This is a genomic window from Vibrio sp. PNB23_22_6 (genome assembly GCF_052877535.1).
This window is the reverse complement of the sequence record NZ_JBNFXP010000001.1, coordinates 181,756-201,103: the sequence shown is the minus strand read 5'-3', so window position 1 is coordinate 201,103 and position 19,348 is coordinate 181,756. Positions and strand designations below refer to the sequence as shown.

Here is a 19,348-nt window from a genome sequence, read left to right as displayed (position 1 = left end):
CACTCTCCTGATTTAACGTTGAGAAACTTTTTGAATCGCATCAGCTACATAAGGAATGTGCGTTTCCGTTAGGCCTGCAATGTTGATTCGACCATCTCCCACACCATAAATTGCATAATCTTCACGTAGTTGAGTCATTTGGTTTTCACTAAAGCCTAGCACAGTAAACATGCCTTTGTGACTTTCAATGAAATCAAATTGATCCGTATTATGGTTGTTTCTCAATTCGTTACATAAAACCTGACGTAGAGAAACGAGGCGTTGTTGCATTTCATTTAGCTCGCGTTTCCACACACTGGTTAAATGCGCATCCTGAAGAATAGTTTTAATCAAAGCAGCACCATGATCCGGTGGCATAGTGTAAGTTGCACGAGCAAGAGTCAGGATTTTACCTTTCGCATTCGCCGCTTCTTGTGCATTTTTACCCACAACGATTGCTGCGCCCGTGCGTTCACGATATAAGCCAAAGTTCTTCGAACATGATGTGGTAATTAACATCTCATCAACGTTGTCAGCCATATAGCGAAGGCCTTTGGCGTCTTCTTCTAGACCATCACCAAAACCTTGGTAGGCGATATCAACAAATGGTGTGAAACCATTTTTCTGTGACAGTTCTGTAATCAACTGCCAGGCTGCGAAGTCGATATCCGCTCCTGTTGGATTGTGGCAGCAGCCATGCAGAAGAACAACATCTGAAGGACCTGCTGTTGATAAATCCTCAAGCATTCTTGCGATATCAACTTGCTTAGTCTCTGGTGAAAAGTAATGGTAGAACTTAACTTTCAGACCAGCGGCTTCCATTACCGGTTTATGGTTTACATAACTAGGGTTTGAGATCCAAACCGTGGTATCTGGTTGCGCCACTTTCATCAAGTCACCCAACATACGTAATGCGCCACTGGCACCTGGTGTTTGAACTGCCGTAACGCGGTCCATGACTGATGTGCCCGCTAGTACAAGTTCAATCATACTTTGGTTGAACTCTTCGCAGCCGGCGAGCCCTACGTAAGATTTGGTTTTTTGATTTTCAATCACGACATCTTGCGCCATTTTTATCGCTGTCATGATCGGCGTTTCGCCTTTGCTGTTTTTATAAACCCCAATACCAAGGTCAACCTTGTTCGGGCGAGGATCGTTACGGCATGCAACGGAAAGAGATAAAATAGGATCTAATACTGGTGTTGGTAGATTAGAAAACATGAAAGTCATAACCCTTTGAAATTCAAGTATCGAACCTCACGTTAACATTTTTGTTAACGATGGCGAAACGATTTTTCACACGATCGGCAAATATTAGTAGAAACCGCCAAGTTTTTGCCGCGCTTAAGTGATGGTGCGGTGAAAAACCGCTCAACTTCCGATTTAAAGTTCACCACTATCCCTCTCTCGAGACTGTTTTCTAAATTCACGAGGCGAGCACCCTGCCCACGCCTTAAACCGAGTACTAAAGTTCGCGCTCATAGGATAGCCTACGATTTCTCCCACATGTTGAATTGACCACTCTGTCGAGCGTAATAACCGACTCGCATATTCCATCCTTAAACGAGTGAGATGCGCAATCGGGCTGCGCCCAAAATATTCTTGGCTCAACCGATGCAAATGCGGTTCGGAACAAGGAAACAGCTTTGCTAACTGCTCAACAGTCCAATCCTTGTGGAGTTGACGTTGTACCACATCAAAGACACGCTTTAACTTTACTTGATTACGTGAGAGTAACTCTGATTCGGGCATGTTCAATAAATGTTCGAGCTGCATAACACTATGCTCTGCAATTACGGCACCATCATCAAGAGGTAGATTCCGACTCCTGAGCAAGGTTTGAATGCAGGAATACATGACTTCAGTGGCGGGAGAAAGTTGATAGCTAATTTCATCCGGGATCACATTCCATTTTTTTTGATGAGATAAAAACACCCACGCAATTTGCCATGTTTCATCCTGCATACCAAAGCCATTCTCAACACCCGCAGGCACAATGACGACAGAGCCTGGTTCTAATTCATAGCGACAAACACCACTTTCGAGCCAACCTTTTCCTCTGACGGTATAGAGCAACATATGTTGTTTCTGATTCTTTCTGTACACAGAAAAAAACTCACTGCACGTTGCAATGCCACATTGAACAATACCCCGCTCTTCTAACGGTAACACGTGCGTTTGATCGATAAACTCTTGGCGAGTCTGTTCTGATATCACATACCGTTCTTGTTTTTCTTCCATCTAATGGCTACCGCCTAACATTGATCGATTGTCTTTGAGAAATGTCGAGAGTTTGACAAAGGTTTTGGATTCCTTAGAAAAATACAGCGTCAAGCTACTTGGATAAACTAGCCTCGTTATTCACGAAGGAGAAATGCGATGCTGTTAACACGTCAATATGTTGATAAAGCATTCTGGCACAAGATGGTCACCATAGGACTGCCAGTATCATTGCAAGCAATGTTGTTTTCATTACTGGGTGTCGTTGATATTTTTATGGTCAGCCAGTTGGGGGAATCTGCAACGGCCGCGGTCGGGGTGGGTAACCGTATCTTTTTCTTTAACTTGGCGATTGTTTTTGGCCTGTGTGGGGCGGTTACGGTCTTAGCCTCGCAATATTACGGTGCGGAAAACACATCCGGTATTCGAAGAATCCTTGCCCAATCATGGTTTTTGTCTGTTGCGGTAACGCTTCCTTTCATTGTGCTGTATTCGGCGTTTGATCGTGAGATCGTCTCTTATATTTCAACTGGGCCACAGTATGTCGAATACGCTAGGGATTATTTGGTTGTCACTGGCATCAGTTTAATTTGTACTGCGTTGGTCGTACCCATTGAATCTGTCTTACGCGCAGTTGGCGAAACAAGGCTCGCAACACATGTCAGCATCGTGGCGATCATCGTTAACGTGTTTTTAAATGCTGTTTTTATCTTTGGTCTGTTTGGTTTCCCACAATGGGGAGTGTTCGGTGCTGCCATGGGCACCCTATTATCACGTATTGTTCAAACTTGGCTGCTTGGTCATTTCTTTGTGCGTCGCTATCGGCATATGTTACCAACCAAATCTGACTGGTTAGACGGTGCAAAATCAGCCTATCGCAAGCGGTATTTCAACGTCTCGTTCCCCATGTTGATTCATGATGCATTATGGACTGGTGGCTTACTGATCTATAACGTCATCTACGGTCAACTTGGTGTCACGGCGTTGGCAACAATCTCTTTTCTCTCTCCCATTGAAGGCGTCTTGATTTCAACCTTTATGGGCTTTGCGGTCGCCGCATCAGTGATGTTAGGTAATGATATTGGTAGGCAACACTATGACCGCGTCGAAAAAACCGCCTGGTGGTATGTATTAACCAGCACCCTATTGGCGATTGGATTATTTGTTCTTGTTTGGATTTGCTCACCGCTGATTTTGAGCTTAATGGAGTTCACGCCTCTAAGTGATAAACAAATGGCACTCAATGTGTGTTTGGTCATGGCGCTAGGAATGATACTGCGCGTGTTCAATATGGTCGGAATTGGAGGTGTGTTGAAAAGCGGAGCGGATATTCGCTATAGCATCTTTATCGATACATTTGGTCAATGGGCGGTTGGGATCCCTTTAACTTATTACACTGGCATCGTATTAGGACTGCCACTGCATTGGGTCTTGATGTCCCTATTGGCCGAGGAGCTGGTTAAAGGAGTATTAACCACGCGACGAATTCAATCAAAAAAATGGATCAACAACATGGTAGAAGACGACTTCAGGGTGACGGCGTAAAAATAAAACTCTACGATGATTTAGGAGTTCACACCAAAAGGGCACAGCCGTATTATCGGATGTGCCTTTTTCATGTTTTATAACAACGCGTTCCGCTGAACGATTAAATATCCGTGAAGCGATGAATAATTTGGTTAGAGCTGCCACGCCATTCTAAATTAAGATCTTTCTTGTCTTGCTCGAATTTACCATCAATCAGTACATCGATGTATTCGATGACCTCACGCTGTGCATCATCCAACTCATCAAGGGTGTAACCAGTCCAAACCCAAATGTCCTTTCCTGGACACTCCGCTTTTACACGTTTCACTAGCTTCAGAATATCTGGCACATTCGCTGGATGAAGCGGATCACCGCCAGACAGAGACAAACCACGGCGCTTAATGCGGTTGTCGTTTAGATCGGCAATGATTTTGTCTTCCGCTTCTTGCGTGAACAACACACCAGAATCCAATCGTTGCGTAGACTGATTGTAACAACCGCGACACTGATGAACACAGCCAGCAACAAACAGTGTGCAGCGCGTACCTGGGCCGTTTACAACGTCGATTGGATAGTATTGGTGGTAATTCATAGTCGCATCTCTTTATTCTTCGCCAAAAATGAAAATCAACCCGTTACAGGTTGATTTTCAAGATATTGATTCGAGCAGGCTTTAACCTTATAGGTGCTTCACTCGACGTTTAACTTCTTCTTGCTTACCGAAGTTAAACGGACGTGCATCTGGACTGCCTAAGTAGCCACACACTCGACGTGTTACGGATACTTTTGTCGAGTCATGGTTGCCGCAACTTGGGCAAGTAAAGCCTTTACTTGTACAGTCAAATTCACCGTTGTAACCACACTCATAGCACTCATCGATTGGCGTATTCGTACCGTAGTAAGGAACGCGGGTGTAACTGTAATCCCACACGTTTTCTAGTGCTTCAATGTTGCGTTGCATATTCGGGAACTCACCGTAACAGATGAAACCACCACTTGAAATTTCTGGATATGGCATCTCAAAGTCGATTTTATCGTATGGGTTTACCGTTTTTTCCACGTCTAGGTGGAAACTGTTGGTATAGTAACCTTTGTCTGTTACGCCTTTAATCACACCAAATTCTTTCGCATCAATGCGGCAGAAACGGCTACACAGGTTTTCACTTGGTGTGCCGTATAGGCTGAAACCATAACCCGTTTCGTCCGTCCATTTGTTCACTGCATCTTTCATGTACTTGATGATGGCAATCGCTTTTTCACGTAGTACTGCGTCATCGTATACGTGCGCTTCTGTGCCGAATAGCGCGTTGATTGTCTCGTGTACACCGATGTAACCAAGCGAGATCGAAGCACGGCCGTTCTTAAAAATATCTGCAATTGAGTCGTCAGCTTTCAGACGGACGCCACACGCCCCTTCCATGTATAAAATTGGGGCTACGCGTGCTTTCACATTTTCTAGGCGTGAAATACGCGTTTCTAGTGCCTTACGAGCAAGACGTAGGCGGTCATCCAGCAGTTCATAGAACTTCGATTCACTGCCCTTCGCACGAATGGCAATACGAGGTAAGTTCAAACTTACTACGCCAAGGTTGTTACGACCTTCGTGAATCAGCTCGCCATTTTCTTCGTACGTACCAAGGAAGCTACGACAGCCCATCGGTGTTTTGAATGAGCCGGTAATTTCTACGACTTTATCGTAATTAAGAATATCTGGGTACATACGTTTAGAAGCACACTCTAATGCGAGCTTCTTAATGTCGTAGTTTGGGTCTTCCGTTTTATGGTTCAAACCATCTTTAATACCAAATACCAATTTAGGGAATACCGCTGTTTTACGGTTCTTACCTAGACCTGCAATACGGTTCTTCAGAATCGACTGTTGGATCAGACGAGATGCCCAACTTGTACCAAGGCCAAAACCGAAAGTAACGAATGGCGTTTGGCCGTTCGCAGTGTGCAGCGTGTTTACTTCGTATTCTAGCGATTGAAATGCGTCATAACACTCTTTCTCGGTGCGTGCTTTTGCAAACGCTTCAGGCTCTGCAATGTCCCACTCTTTCGCAATTTCTAAATGCTTCTCATAACTTGTGATTACATATGGCTCTAGTACTTCATCAATACGGTTGATGGTTGTGCCGCCGTAGATGTGACTCGCAACCTGAGCAATAATTTGTGCCGTTACTGCAGTCGCAGTTGAAATTGACTTTGGCGTGTCAATTTCCGCATTACCCATTTTAAAGCCGTGTGTCAGCATGCCTTTTAAATCGATCAGCATACAGTTAAACATCGGGAAGAATGGTGCGTAGTCTAGATCGTGGTAGTGAATGTCACCCACTTCGTGTGCTTGAACCACATCACGTGGAAGGATGTGTGTTTTCGCATAGTGTTTAGCCACAATACCCGCTAACAAGTCACGTTGTGTCGGAATAACTTTACCGTCTTTGTTCGCGTTCTCGTTAATTAGATCTAGGTTGCTTTCTTCAATCAGGCCTTCGATTTCACGTGTTAATGCGCTCTGCTTTTCACGTGCAATATCACGGTCATGACGGTATTCAATGTAAGAACGTGCCAACGACTTGAAAGGACCTTGCATGAGTTCGTTCTCAACCAAGTCCTGAATTTCGTGGATGTGAACTTCATCGTGATCTTGTAGTTGCAACTCAACAGCAAGCGCGACATTTAATGCATAAATGGCGACATCTTTATCATTGTTTTCCGCTGCGGCTTCCACTGCTGCTTGGATTCGATCCCTATTAAACGGAGCCCTTGAGCCGTCACGTTTGATTACGATTGGTTTCACTTTTTCTCCTTACCCAAGAATACTCACAGAGTTATCCACAAATACACTATATAGGGCGATTTATTATTCTGCTGACACAATATATTGTGGCGTATTTAACGAGAAGCACCATTTGAAAACATTGATCTTGATCAACAAAACATAGCTAGAGGATAAGAACAAATCGATCTTATTGCTGCTGATCTCAGTTGAAAATAAAACTGTGAAAATTGCAAAAATGGAGCTTAATTCTCTTGCTTTTTAGAGAGGTCTTATAGGATAAAGGTTGCAAAGGAATTCACCTAAATAAAGGAGTGCAATGGACCGCTATGCGATCACTTTTTGTTACGGTAATATTACTATTTAGTTCTTTTTCGTTTGCTCAGGATTCCGTCAATTTAACTAGCTGGAATGTGGAATGGCTATCTATAGATGACGGAAAGGTATCACGAACCTCACAAGATTTTAAAAAGCTCGGCAAGTATGTGGATAAAGCGGATGCCGACATTCTCGCGTTTCAGGAAGTCGATAGCAAAGCGGCGATTCAAAAAGCGGTTGGAAATGACTACACCATTTATCTATCCGACCGCGCCCATCGCTCCAACCGTGATCTTCAATTCAACGATACGAACCAATACACTGGATTTGCGGTTCGCAAAGGTTTGAACATCTCCGATAAGCCAGACTTTTCCATAACACGTGGCAACAGTAAGCTGCGTTTTGCCAGTTACATCGTATTAAACCCAAACCAAACGAATGAAACCCACCTACTCTCTGTGCATTTAAAAGCCGGGTGCAGTGGCGCCTATCGCAACAACCGCGATTGCAAGATCGTTAAACAACAAGGCCAAGCATTAGCGAAATGGATGAAGGAACGCGAAACTAAGAATCAACGCTATGTCGTGCTAGGTGACTTTAATCATAACCTCGCTTATCGAGGTGACTGGTTGTGGGAAGTAATATCGAAGAATAACGATGCAGAGCTTGTAACCAAAAACACCAAAGCGGAATGTAAAGTGCGTTCTAATCGCAATTCGAATAAAACACACCAATTCCGCTCGGTAATTGATCATATTATTGTAAGTGGCCAACTAGAGGCCACTGCTGGCGTTCAAACCGTCTTCAACACGCAAGACGTGTTGGATTTCAAATTAAGTGACCATTGTCCCGTAAGTACGACGGTATCCTACTAAGACTTAGGGACTTACAAGAGGCCTGGGTTCAATATCACCACCTCTCCCTGCATTAACCCAGTGCGAACTCGGCCGGATTCACCTAGCTGTATCAGCCGAGTTTCCACCTCCCCGTCTTGTTTCATCACTTTGACGTAATCCAATTGACCTACTTGATACACAGCATCCTGTGGAACACGCAGAACCACATCTTCAGTCAACGTTAAGAAAACTTTGGCGAATGAACCAGGAAACACCAACTTTTGTGGTGTGAACTGCAGTTTAACCAAGTAACTGCGCGAATTGGCATCGGCAGAAGGCGTAACTTGTTTGACGCTTGCTAACGTCGCAATATTGTAAGAGGGAAAGCTAACCTCGACTTGCTTGTCGTAACTGACGTAGGGCATGACGGATTCAGAGAAATTAACTTCAATTTCAAGTAACTCTGGATTATACATCGACAATAATAATGCCCCTGGCGTGGCAGTATCACCTTTGTTCATCGGCTTTTGTGTAATCAGCCCATCAAAAGGCGCGGTAATGATACTGTAACCAAACGTGGTTTCCGCTTCTGCTACCGCCGCCTGCGCTTGATTAAAATTCGCTTGAGCCGTTCGTAATGTGCTCTCTGCCTGATCAAACTGGGACTGAGGTATCAGCTTTTTATTCAATAGTGTTTTAACCCGTGCAAATTCTTTTCTTGCCGCATTGAGTTGTGCTTGAGCAGAAGACAGCGCCTGTTCACTTTGTCGGACTCGCGCATCAAGATCATCGCTTTCCAACCGTGCAAGTACATCGCCTTGCTTTACCTGATCGCCAACATTGACGAGGACTTCAACGACAGAGGCCGTTAAGCGCGCAGCAATATCTGCTCTTTGCTCTGCTACAACAACGCCAGGAAACTCTCGAATCACAGGCTCACTCGTAAGCATCAACTGGTGTGTTTCTACCATGTCTGCATTCCATTTTCTCTCAGTCGCCGTACGCTCTGTTGGTAGTTTCTCGCTAAAAAATCCCGCCATGTAGAGAAAAAGAAGGATCAGCAGCAGAAATAAAAGCGTGCCTATCCATTTGTTATCTAATTTCATTGTTCAACCTCCAACTCTGGCAGTCCATGCCCTTTGGTATTTTGGTATGCGAGGTTATACACCACCGGCACAACAAGCAGCGTGAATACTGTTGATGCCGATATACCAAAAATAATCGCCCAGGCCAGACCATTAAAAATAGGATCAAGAGTGATGACAATGTTCCCTAGTAATGTTGTTCCCGCCGTCAGAAGGATCGGTCGCATACGAACCACGCCAGATTCAATCAACGCATCTTGCAATCCCATGCCTGCTGCCAAAGATTGTTGAATGAACTCGATCAAAACCAAGGAATTACGTACCACAATACCTGCTAGCGCAATCATGCCAATCATCGCAGTCGCGGTAAAAAGAACCGGATTTGGGTAAGTGCCAATGTCGCTGCTTAACGTGTTCAATAGCCAGAAGCCAGGCATAATACCGATCACGGTAAGTGGAATAGCCAGCATGATAATACCTGATACCACCGGTAAACCGGTCTGAATTAGCATCACGACAAATACCCCTAAAAGTGCCGCTCCATAGGCGACGCCTAAATCTCGAAACACATCGACGGTAATTTTCCATTCACCTTCGCCGCTCCACACCACGTCTATATTGTCTGGAACATGCCAAGCCAAACCTGCGCCATTATTTAAGTATGTACGCTCCTCCCAAGGTTGTTGTGCTTCATTTGACTGGTGGCCATTTTTGTCTGCGATCACATCGGCAATAATCTCACCGGGAACGCGGCCCACGACTTCTGCATAGACATAAACGACAGGGTTGAGGTTTTTATGGAGAATCGGTTTGTCTGCGGGTCGTTTAACAAATTGGCCCAGCTCTGATAATTGAACCGTTGGCTGAGGCGCATCAACCACCGCGCCATTGTGCTCAGTTTTTGCAATGCCGGGTCTACCCCGTACGTAAAGCTGCTCTAATTTATTGAGATTGTCCCTATCCTCCCTGAGTAGCTGAACTTCAATAGGAAGCGGGTCGACTTCACGCGGAGCCGCAATGTAGCCAAGCACTTTTGCATTCGCCGCAGAGATCAGTGTCTTGTTGATGTCTGCAACTGAAATGCCAGACAGCGCCGCCTTTTCTTGGTCTACAATAAACTGCCAGGTTTCTAGGTTCCCTTGAATACTCGTGTCCACTTCGGTCACAAACGGTTCTTTGCTTAAGCGCTCTGCTACCTTTTCGGCTTGTCGCATCAATTGCTCGTAGGTCGTTGCATCATCACCATAAACCTCAGCGGTAATCGTCGCGATCACTGGGGGACCCGGCGGAACTTCGACCAATTGGATATCCGCCTGATAGCGTTCAGCCATTTCCTCTAAGCCTGTTCTTAATCGGGTCACGATTTCATGTGATTGCATCGAACGACGATTTTTATCCGCCAATACGATTCGTAGCTCGCCTTGATAAGGTTCACTGCGCATAAAGTAATGACGTACCATGCCATTAAAATCCATTGGTGACGCGATACCAGCAAACCCGGAAACACTGGTGACTTCTGGTACTGTCATCAAGTAATCGGTGAAGGTGGTCAATGCATTTGACGTATCAACAAAACTTGATGTTTCGGGCATGTTTAACACCAGTTGAAACTCATTCTTGTTGTCATAGGGTAAGAGTTTAAGGGGAACCAAACGCAACATTGGCAGCATCGCGGCGACGACAAACAAAAATGCGACTACAGCAAGAAATACCCACGCTTTTCTACGGCTTTGCAACAGCGGGGTCACTAGTGAACGATAAAGTCGATATATAGGTGAAGAGTAAAGCTGGTTACTTTCGCTTTCTTGCTGCCTCGACAAGATCTTTTTAGCCAACCAAGGCGTGATCATAAACGCGACGACCGTACTGAACACAACACTGATTGGCACGTTAAAGGCAAGCGGTGCCATGTATGGCCCCATCATCCCAGTAATGAAAAACATCGGTGTGAACACAATAACAATTGCGACGGTCGACATCAGTAACGCACTGCGAATCTCTGTCATCGCCTGAACAATTGCGTCATTTCGAGTGATATTTTTTCGCCGTAAGAATCGCTCAATATTGTCGATACTGGCGATCGGATCATCGACGATTAAGCCTAATGCCAAAATCAGTGCAAACAGCGTTACGCGGTTGATTGAATAACCAAACAGCAAATCCATCCCCAGCGCCGCACCGTAACTGATAGGAATTGCAATACCAACGACCAGCGCACTTCTCCAGTTCAAGAACAAACCAACAAAAACCACAACGGTTAAAATTGCGATGCCGAGGCTTGATACTAAATTGGTCACTTTTTCGTTTGCTGTTTCACCATAATCACGGATAATTTCAACTTGTACTTGAGGAGGAAATTGGTCCGCTTTAAGTTGCTTCAGGCTGTCTCGTACCGATTGAGCCACATTGACCGCATTAGACCCTTTCTGCTTGGCGACCGATAGGAATACGGCAGGATAAGCCTTGTTATCACTCTTGCTTCGATACCAAGTGTCCGAAGTGGCTTCACTCGCACCATCATAGATATTTGCCACATCCTTCAGATACACTGGTTTGCCATTCAACACAGCAATCACCAAATCACCGACCTCTTGAGCATTTTTTAAAAACTGCCCCGATTCCAGCGTGTAGTTACTTCCATCGATTTGAAGGTTTTTGCCTTGAACTTTGCTGTTACTCAACCGGATGGCTTGTTCAAGATCATCTATAGTGACATTGAAGTTCGCCATTGCGACGGAGTCTAGCTCGATTTGAACCTTTCTCGGTTCTCCGCCAATAACCTCGACTTTGTTGGTGGCATCAAGAGATTTAATCCCTAAGGTTGCTTGGTCCGCAATTCGTCTGAGTTGATGCCGATTGAGAATAGAAGGATCGGTTGAATAAATCGCGGCAACGACGATAGGTACATCATCAATTTCAACGGGTTTGACTACCCAACTTGCCACTGTTGGAGGAACTTTATCTTGGTTGGAATAGAGTTTGTTGTAGAGTTTTACGAGTGCGTCTTCTCGGTTCTCTCCAACATAAAAGCGCACGATAACCTGAGCAAATCCCTCCATTGAAGAAGAATAAACATATTCCACGCCGTCTATTTGGCTAACTAGCTTTTCTAAAGGTTCGGTAATTTGGTTCTCAATTTGAGAAGCACTAAGCCCAGGAGCCGAAATCAGAACATCGGCCATAGGGACGACAATCTGAGGGTCTTCTTCTTTTGGTGTTAACCACAATGAGGCAACACCAATGGAGAGCGCTAACAAAATCATAATCGGAGGGAAATAGCTGTTCATCACTGAGCGAACAAAACTTCGCTTTACTGTTTTGGGCATCCTTTTCCCTCCAATTTGTGCTCTCTTCGTTTATATTTGCACGTCTTTCAGCTTATTACTGTTTAACTTATCGAGAGCAAATGTTGCACACATTGAACCGATTAACATGGCGGCGACAAAAATCACAATACCGATATTGCCCATAGCGAGGCTCGCCACCGCTGGGCCCGGACATATGCCGACCAATCCCCAACCGATACCAAATATCGCGGCACCGGAAATCAACCTTGCATCAATACTAATATTGGTAGGCGTACAAAACGCTTCACCAGTAACCGCCTGTTTTCTCGGTTTGATGATCAAAAAATAGCTTGGCATAAACACAGCAAGTGCGCCGCCCATCACAAAAGCTAAACTCGGATCCCATGTGCCTGCAATATCTAGAAATCCAATGACTTTATTGGGATCGATCATGCCAGAAATCGCCATGCCAATACCAAATAGCACACCACTGAAGAGCGCGGATAAACGAAAAATAATCTTGTTCATGGGTTCTCTCTTAAACCAGGTGTAGTCGTACAAAGACGGTGAGTCCAGCCACCAACATAAAAACACATGTCGCAACAATTGAACGTTTAGATAAACGACCAATACCACAAATACCATGGCCACTGGTGCACCCATTACCCAACTTAGTGCCGAATCCCACTAACAGTCCAGCTGCGATAATGAGGCCTGTCGATATTGTGGTGGTACTTGGGACAACGACACCAAGAAGTAACACGCTCACCAAACCACCACCGATCATGCCCGCGACAAACAGTAATCGCCACGAGTAATCCCCTTTCTTCGGTGTCATAATGCCACTCATGATTCCACTAATGCCGGCAATTTTTCCGTTCATCAACAACAATATAGTGGCGGAGATACCCAATAAAATGCCACCAAAAAAAGATTCCCATGGAATAACGTCTAACATTATTAACCTCAATACTTCCTAGTTACAAAATACACTGTGTAGCGCTTTGATTAATGACTCAACTCTCGGTTCAGACAATGAGTAAAAGACCTGTTGTGATGATTTACGCGCACTGATTAAGTTGTGCTTTCTCAGTACGCTCAGATGCTGTGAAAAGGCTGACTGACTCAAGCAAGAACTTTTTTGTAGCTCGCCTACGCCGACTTCACCTTGAGTAAGCTGACACAGCACCATCAATCGCTCTGGGTGTGCCATCACTTTAAGAAGATCCGCTGCTTCTATCGCGCTGCCTTTCATTTTCGCTACGTCTGTTTCTGTATAGCTCATGATTCACCTCAACATTAAAAGCTACATTAGATATTACTAAATCAACATATTTAGTCAACCCTAATTTAGGGATGGCGAATTTAGACAAATAAACATTAGACACATCTAATATTAGTAGTTATAGTGGTGAACATACGAGAGTAAGGTGCTCACTCAAAGCGTACCAAGGAGAACAGTTATGACATTAGACAATGCAGTAAGAGTATTTGCAGGTATCATGATTTTGCTTTCGGTCTTATTAACCGTGTTCGTCCATAGCAACTTCATTTGGTTTACGGTCTTCATTGGCATCAATCTCATTCAAAGTGCGTACACTGGTATTTGCCCTGCCGCTTATTTTTTAAAGAAATTTGGTTTTAAATAAACAAGGAAATTGACCTATTCGGCTAGCTAACGGCGCCAATAGGGTCAACATCTCGAATGTGGAGAATAAAATGACTAAGATCTTAATCATTGGTGGTGTCGCTGGTGGTGCATCCGCTGCTGCACGTGCTCGCCGCTTAAGCGAAGACGCTGAAATCATTATGTTTGAGCGCGGTCCATTTGTTTCATTTGCTAACTGTGGTTTGCCTTACCATATTGGTGGCGATATTAAAGAGCGAAGCAAGCTACTTCTTCAAACACCAGAAAGCTTTTTAGCTCGTTTTAATGTCGATGTTCGAGTCATGAATGAAGTTGTATCCATTAACCGTCATGACAAAACTGTAACGGTTAAAAACCTACTCGACGGTTCTGAGTACGAAGAAGCTTACGATTTTCTTCTACTGAGTCCAGGTGCGGGCCCCATTGTTCCTCCGATTCCTGGCATTGATAACCCATTAACCCACTCTTTGCGCAATATTCCTGATATGGATCGCATCATCCAAACTGTTCAGATGAACAAAGTGGAGCGTGCGACTGTCGTTGGTGGTGGTTTTATCGGCCTAGAGATGATGGAAGCGTTCCACCAGCTTGGCATCAAAACCACACTTGTCGAAATGGCCGATCAGGTGATGACACCTGTCGACCGTGAAATGGCAGGTTTCGCGCATGCCGAAATTCGTCAAAAAGGCATTGACCTGCAACTTGGTGTCGCTCTCGAAGCGGTTGAATTTATCCCGAACAAACACGTGGCAAACGTTGAAGCAGGTGAAAGTGAAGCCCACCAGCATATTGATGGGAAATTAAAACTCAAGCTTAATAATGGCAAAGAGCTAACAACGGATATCTTGATCATGGCGATTGGTGTCCGCCCTGAAACCAAATTAGCGCAAGCGGCAGGTCTTAAAATTGGTGCTCTCGGCGGGATTTTCACCAACGAATACATGCAAACCAGCGATCCATATATTTACGCTGTTGGTGATGCTGTTGAGGAAAAAGACTTTGTTACAGGCGAACAAACACTTGTTCCATTAGCAGGTCCTGCTAACCGTCAAGGTCGCATGGCGGCAGACAACATGCTAGGTCGTCAAGAAACTTACCAAGGTACGCAAGGTACAGCTATCTGTAAGATCTTTGATTTAGCCGTAGCATCGACAGGTAAAAATGAGAAACAATTAAAACGTGACAACATCATTTATGAAAAAGTCTATGTACACACTGCAAGCCACGCGAGCTACTACCCTGGTGCAGAAATTGTTTCATTCAAAATGCTGTTTGACCCAACAACGGGCAAAATCCTTGGTGCACAAGCCGTTGGTAAAGATGGTGTCGACAAACGTATTGACATAATGGCGGTGGCTCAACGTGCAGGAATGACAGTAGAGCAACTTCAGCACCTTGAACTGACTTATGCGCCACCGTATGGCAGTGCTAAAGACGTAATTAACCAAGCAGCCTTTGTCGCAAACAACATCATCAAAGGCGACGCTACCGCGATTCATTTTGATGAAATTGATAGCCTAACAAGCGATCAGGTGCTACTTGATGTGCGTAATCCGGGTGAGCTGGAATCGGTAGGCTTTATTGAAGGCGCGCTCAACATTCCTGTCGATCAACTCCGTCAACGTATGGATGAATTGCCTAAAGACAAAGAGATTGTCATTTACTGCCAGGTTGGGTTACGCGGTAACGTGGCATATCGCCAACTGGTTAACTCTGGCTTTAAAGCACGTAATTTGCTTGGAGGTTATCGAACTTACAAGTTTGCAAAAGCGTAATTGCTAAAGTTAAGAATAACAAAGGGGTATTCAATGCCCCTTTTCTTTTATTCCTCAGATTCAACCAAAGCAATAATCTTGTTTGCTTTTTCAAAGTAGTCGAGTTAATGAGTTTTAATCCACCAAGTCGCCGCGTCCATCAATAGCGCCGGGTTATCATTCTTGTTGGCGAAGAAAAAGTAAAATGATACGCCTATATTCTCGCCTTTCTGTTCAATCTTCTTCCTACACTCCTTGATGATTTTGTTTTTCAACTCAATGTTCATTATCTTACTTGTTGTAAAATTAACCAAAAACACAAGCACTGTATTAATATACAGGCATTATTGGTAAGGCAAATAAACATAATCATCTAGATGAATATTCGTGCGCGAAGCCCTAATACCCAAGTACTGCCTTTATTGGAGAATGCCGGGTCTTTAATGTACTGAATATCCGGAGTGATCTGAATATAGTCATTCAACTGCATGATGTAATAAAGTTCAGCTGTAAACTGTTCAGAGTCCCCAACGCCATAGGCTTGTTCTAGGTTGTCGTTTACATGACTCCAGTTCACCGCAAAACCTAGGTTATTGGTCGGTTTCCCCAATCCAAAGTAACCAACGCCAACCGTTAGAGAACGATCATAAAGTGCCACATCACCTTCTGAGAAACCACCACGTACGAATGGCATCAATTGCTCTGTCGCAAAATAACTTGCTGAGAAATTAATCCCTTGTCCGCTTTCTTGGTTGGTTAAGTTGTGTTGAGTTCCACCGTCAAGGTGCCATGCGGTAATATGCACATTGTCGGTATAAATCTGTTCCTGTGATGCCGCCCAACCAAGCTCAAAAGAAGTAAATAGATTATGATCATTAAACAAAGTATCAAAACCATCAAATGGCTTATCAGAGCGTCCCTTACCATCGGCGACACCCGCAATCATGTAGATGTTGTCCGTTAGCATATGGCCAACAGCCAATCCTAAAATACCATCATCCGGCAAACCAATGGCTCCACCACCCGTACTGAATACCAAATTTGTAAACCCCGTCCAAGGGCTTGCTAGTGCATACGCATCCACATAATCCGACGTATCTAAAAAACCTGCAATAAATGATGTCTTACCACCGTTGAGGCTCTGCTTCCAATACAAGTTAGTTAAACGCATCCCTTGATCACTGTACGCTGAACCAATCATTCCCACATAACCTAAGCCATCACCAATAAAAGCAAACTCTTTTGGGGCCAAATCGCTGTATGAATGACGATGTTCAACTTTCCAAACTAATCCCCCTACATTGCCCGACTCTAAACCGACCAAGTTCCAAGTACCGTAAAATCGAGCGACGCCAGAACTTGCGGTGTCGTCTCCCCCTGTCACAGGATCTGTAGCAGATAGACCTAATGCTTGATAATCGAGGCCAAAAGTAAGGTTATGCTCTTCTTCCAATGCCTCTCGCCAGCTTTCATTTTCGTGTTTTGTCTCTGCCAGAGTATTACCAACCGTATTGGGACTACCAAAATTGGCTGCATACAAAGAAGACGATGCGACAACGGACAGCGCAAGTAAACTAAGCCTAGGGATTGATGCGTTCATTAAATGGCCTCATTAAGTTGATAGGTAACAATCTTAACGATTCACGAAGCTGATAATTGCCATTAAGCAACAATTGCACATTTCTATCATTTTAACTGTCATGAATTGATTAAGCGGATTACTGATAAGCTCGAATAGAATCGGCATCCATTTGGTATACCGTCTCAACATCCATAGCCCCGTCGACGTAGGTAACGTCGGCTTTCACTTTTTCAATTTCAAATTCGCCTTTCACCCAAACAGGCTCATATAGAGACGTGAGCTTCAAGCCTTTCGGGTAGCTGACTAACACTATTTGATTGGCAGGTGGCGGTGGCGTATGGACACAAGCCCCGGAGGTAGGGACAAGAAAGAATTTTGTGACAATGTCACCATTAAATTCTACGGGCGTAATAAAGCCAGGAATTTCATAACTTTCGGCAGTGAGATCGGTATTAGGTTGTGTCGCAATCTTGCGGCGATAATCGGTGATCTCTTGCCTTTTCGAAAACAGCCAATCAACATCAACCCCTTCTTCACGAAGTTTTGCTTCAATCTCTTTTTTCGTTTGAAGCTGCGATTCATTCAACGCTTTGGATTGACGATACTTGGCGAGTGTACCTAACTCAAATAATTGCTCATCACTTAACGCAAGAAACGGGTCTTCAATTGGTGGGATCGCTGGGCGTAATTGTTCCCAGCTGATTTGCTCTGCCACTGCAGTCGATGAGGCCGCGAATAACAGACCTGCTAATACATACTTCTTCATACTTTACCCAAATACTAAACAATGAAAATTTAAAAGTTGGGAGAGCTTTTTGGCCCCCCATTATTTATTACAGGGTATTTTTATGAATCTTGCCGTCTTTCATGATGACTTTGAACTTATCTTCGTAATCATTAAGAATAGTGATATCTTCCAGAGGATTGCCATCCACGAGCACTACATCGGCATAAGCCCCTGGTTCTACAACGCCGAGTTTACCGTATTTGTATGGATTCATATCGCCAGACCAACTTAATACCTCCGCCGCATTTGACGTACCCATTTTCATAATTTGATATGGGGTAAAGCCCACTTTTTCCATCCAAACCATGTTGTCTGCTTGGCGCGTATTGTACGCCGGACCAAACATATCTCCGCCCGTTACAATAAGTACATCATGCTTACGAGCCCATTCAAACATCTGTTTAGCGCCCGCATTAACCTTAGCTGCTTTGGATTTTTGATCAGGGCTAAAGAACGTAATTTTTTCTGGTTCAGCAAACGCTTCTAAAGACATTACCGCTTGAGCAGAAAGCGCAACGCCCTCTTCTTTCATTCGTTTGATCGTATCTTCAGAAACCAAGAAATTATGCTCAATCACTTTAACGCCTGCATCAATCGCTCGGTTTACGGAACGATCATGATAGGCATGGGCCATTACGTAAGTGCCATAATCTTCTGCAACCCCCACGATGGCTTCCATCTCTTCTTTCGAGAACTGAGTCATGTGGATCGGATCAAATTCACTTGCGACACCACCACCTGCCATGATTTTAATTTGTGTAGCACCAGATCGAAGATTTTGGCGAGCCGCACGACGTGCCTCTGTAACGCCATCAACGATGTAACCAAATCCATGACGCTCTAGATCATCAACACGCCCTGGTACATCGTTAAAGCTACCGGTATCAGCATGACCACCAGTTTGACTTAAAAAACCACCAGCAGGGAATAATCGTGGCCCATCAATCAAACCATTGTTGATCGCTTTTGCCATCCCCAGGATGTTACACCCTGCATCTCGGGCAGTAGTAAAACCTTGATCGAGATACTGCATCATTGATACGTGCGCACGCGCACCCATTGCCATTTGATCATAGCTATCGCGGCCAACTAACATCCCCTCTTGAATACACATATGAGAGTGCATATCGATCAGGCCGGGAATCATTGTCATTCCCTCTCCATTGATCGTTATGGTTTGTTTGTCCGTTTTAATCGGTTTTGCTGATATTTCTTTGATAAGGTTGTCAACGACAAGCACATTCTGATTCTTATGAATCTTGTCATCCGTACCATTGAAAACATTAACATTTGTAAACAGTGTTGATGCTGCATTCACGTTTAACGCAACCGAACACGATAACGCAACTAAACAGATCTTCGTCATAGAGACTTTCATTATTACACCTACGTACTTATGATTTGTGAAGTCCATTTCCCATAACTTCCTTGAAAAGAAATGAGGTGTTATGAAGCCAACCCATTCAACACAAAATACCAAACGCATATGAAATAGCAGGCTCATAATCAAAACGTAGAAGTAATAATAAAAAACTTCAAGCAGCCA

The 19,348-nt window shown here is 44.2% G+C and carries 17 protein-coding genes; 4 read left to right on the top strand and 13 right to left on the bottom strand.

Going from position 1 to position 19,348, the window contains the following annotated elements; genetic code table 11:
• Nucleotides 1-12 precede the first annotated feature (12 nt).
• A complete protein-coding gene (locus ACVA54_RS00925; protein ID WP_446649317.1) occupies nt 13-1,200 on the bottom strand; it encodes an amino acid aminotransferase in 1,188 nt (395 codons plus the stop codon).
• Nucleotides 1,201-1,362: 162 nt separating this feature from the next.
• Entirely contained in the window at nt 1,363-2,220 is an 858-nt protein-coding gene (locus ACVA54_RS00920) for an AraC family transcriptional regulator (RefSeq protein WP_099077777.1), read from the bottom strand.
• 138 nt (nt 2,221-2,358) lie between these two features.
• Between ACVA54_RS00920 and ACVA54_RS00915 the strand changes: the two genes are divergently transcribed.
• Nucleotides 2,359-3,744: an MATE family efflux transporter gene (locus ACVA54_RS00915; RefSeq protein WP_446617091.1), complete on the top strand. Its 1,386-nt coding sequence runs from the start codon at nt 2,359-2,361 to the stop codon at nt 3,742-3,744.
• A 103-nt stretch (nt 3,745-3,847) separates the two neighbouring features.
• Here the strand turns inward: ACVA54_RS00915 and nrdG are convergent, their stop codons facing one another.
• Both nrdG and nrdD read right to left on the bottom strand, forming a co-directional pair.
• Entirely contained in the window at nt 3,848-4,318 is a 471-nt protein-coding gene (gene nrdG, locus ACVA54_RS00910) for an anaerobic ribonucleoside-triphosphate reductase-activating protein (protein ID WP_099077779.1), read from the bottom strand.
• An 87-nt stretch (nt 4,319-4,405) separates the two neighbouring features.
• Nucleotides 4,406-6,526: an anaerobic ribonucleoside-triphosphate reductase gene (gene nrdD, locus ACVA54_RS00905; protein WP_099077780.1), complete on the bottom strand. Its 2,121-nt coding sequence runs from the start codon at nt 6,524-6,526 to the stop codon at nt 4,406-4,408.
• A gap of 308 nt (nt 6,527-6,834) precedes the next feature.
• On the opposite strand from nrdD, the gene ACVA54_RS00900 reads away from it, so the two are divergent.
• On the top strand, nt 6,835-7,698 hold the full coding sequence (locus ACVA54_RS00900) for an endonuclease/exonuclease/phosphatase family protein (protein ID WP_099077781.1): 864 nt from the start codon (nt 6,835-6,837) through the stop codon (nt 7,696-7,698).
• An 11-nt stretch (nt 7,699-7,709) separates the two neighbouring features.
• Here the strand turns inward: ACVA54_RS00900 and ACVA54_RS00895 are convergent, their stop codons facing one another.
• Genes ACVA54_RS00895 through ACVA54_RS00875 form a run of 5 tightly spaced genes read right to left on the bottom strand, consistent with a single transcriptional unit; the run spans nt 7,710 to nt 13,316 of the window.
• Nucleotides 7,710-8,765, bottom strand: coding sequence for an efflux RND transporter periplasmic adaptor subunit (locus ACVA54_RS00895; RefSeq protein ID WP_446649316.1), 1,056 nt, complete (start codon nt 8,763-8,765; stop codon nt 7,710-7,712).
• Entirely contained in the window at nt 8,762-12,070 is a 3,309-nt protein-coding gene (locus tag ACVA54_RS00890; protein WP_446649315.1) for an efflux RND transporter permease subunit, read from the bottom strand. The genes ACVA54_RS00895 and ACVA54_RS00890 overlap by 4 nt, the downstream gene beginning before the upstream one ends.
• Before the next feature lie 30 nt (nt 12,071-12,100).
• Nucleotides 12,101-12,559 carry a YeeE/YedE family protein gene (locus ACVA54_RS00885; RefSeq protein ID WP_099077784.1) on the bottom strand — a complete coding sequence of 153 codons (459 nt, stop codon included), beginning with the start codon at nt 12,557-12,559 and terminating at the stop codon, nt 12,101-12,103.
• Between the two features lie 10 nt (nt 12,560-12,569).
• Nucleotides 12,570-12,989, bottom strand: coding sequence for a YeeE/YedE family protein (locus ACVA54_RS00880; protein ID WP_099077785.1), 420 nt, complete (start codon nt 12,987-12,989; stop codon nt 12,570-12,572).
• A gap of 18 nt (nt 12,990-13,007) precedes the next feature.
• Nucleotides 13,008-13,316 carry an ArsR/SmtB family transcription factor gene (locus tag ACVA54_RS00875; protein WP_099077786.1) on the bottom strand — a complete coding sequence of 103 codons (309 nt, stop codon included), beginning with the start codon at nt 13,314-13,316 and terminating at the stop codon, nt 13,008-13,010.
• A 178-nt stretch (nt 13,317-13,494) separates the two neighbouring features.
• Between ACVA54_RS00875 and ACVA54_RS00870 the strand changes: the two genes are divergently transcribed.
• Nucleotides 13,495-13,680: a YgaP family membrane protein gene (locus ACVA54_RS00870; RefSeq protein WP_099077787.1), complete on the top strand. Its 186-nt coding sequence runs from the start codon at nt 13,495-13,497 to the stop codon at nt 13,678-13,680.
• Nucleotides 13,681-13,750: 70 nt separating this feature from the next.
• Nucleotides 13,751-15,454, top strand: a complete 1,704-nt coding sequence (locus ACVA54_RS00865; protein ID WP_099077788.1) for an FAD-dependent oxidoreductase — start codon at nt 13,751-13,753, stop codon at nt 15,452-15,454.
• A gap of 104 nt (nt 15,455-15,558) precedes the next feature.
• Here the strand turns inward: ACVA54_RS00865 and ACVA54_RS00860 are convergent, their stop codons facing one another.
• From ACVA54_RS00860 to ACVA54_RS00845, 4 genes are all read right to left on the bottom strand, one after another.
• The gene (locus tag ACVA54_RS00860) at nt 15,559-15,720 is read right to left on the bottom strand and encodes a DUF6500 family protein (protein WP_446579630.1); all 162 of its coding nucleotides are present in this window, start codon (nt 15,718-15,720) and stop codon (nt 15,559-15,561) included.
• An 86-nt stretch (nt 15,721-15,806) separates the two neighbouring features.
• Entirely contained in the window at nt 15,807-17,033 is a 1,227-nt protein-coding gene (locus tag ACVA54_RS00855) for a carbohydrate porin (RefSeq protein WP_446649314.1), read from the bottom strand.
• 118 nt (nt 17,034-17,151) lie between these two features.
• The gene (locus tag ACVA54_RS00850; RefSeq protein ID WP_099077791.1) at nt 17,152-17,781 is read right to left on the bottom strand and encodes a DUF3299 domain-containing protein; all 630 of its coding nucleotides are present in this window, start codon (nt 17,779-17,781) and stop codon (nt 17,152-17,154) included.
• A gap of 67 nt (nt 17,782-17,848) precedes the next feature.
• The gene (locus tag ACVA54_RS00845) at nt 17,849-19,216 is read right to left on the bottom strand and encodes a metal-dependent hydrolase family protein (protein ID WP_253252636.1); all 1,368 of its coding nucleotides are present in this window, start codon (nt 19,214-19,216) and stop codon (nt 17,849-17,851) included.
• Nucleotides 19,217-19,348 lie beyond the last annotated feature (132 nt).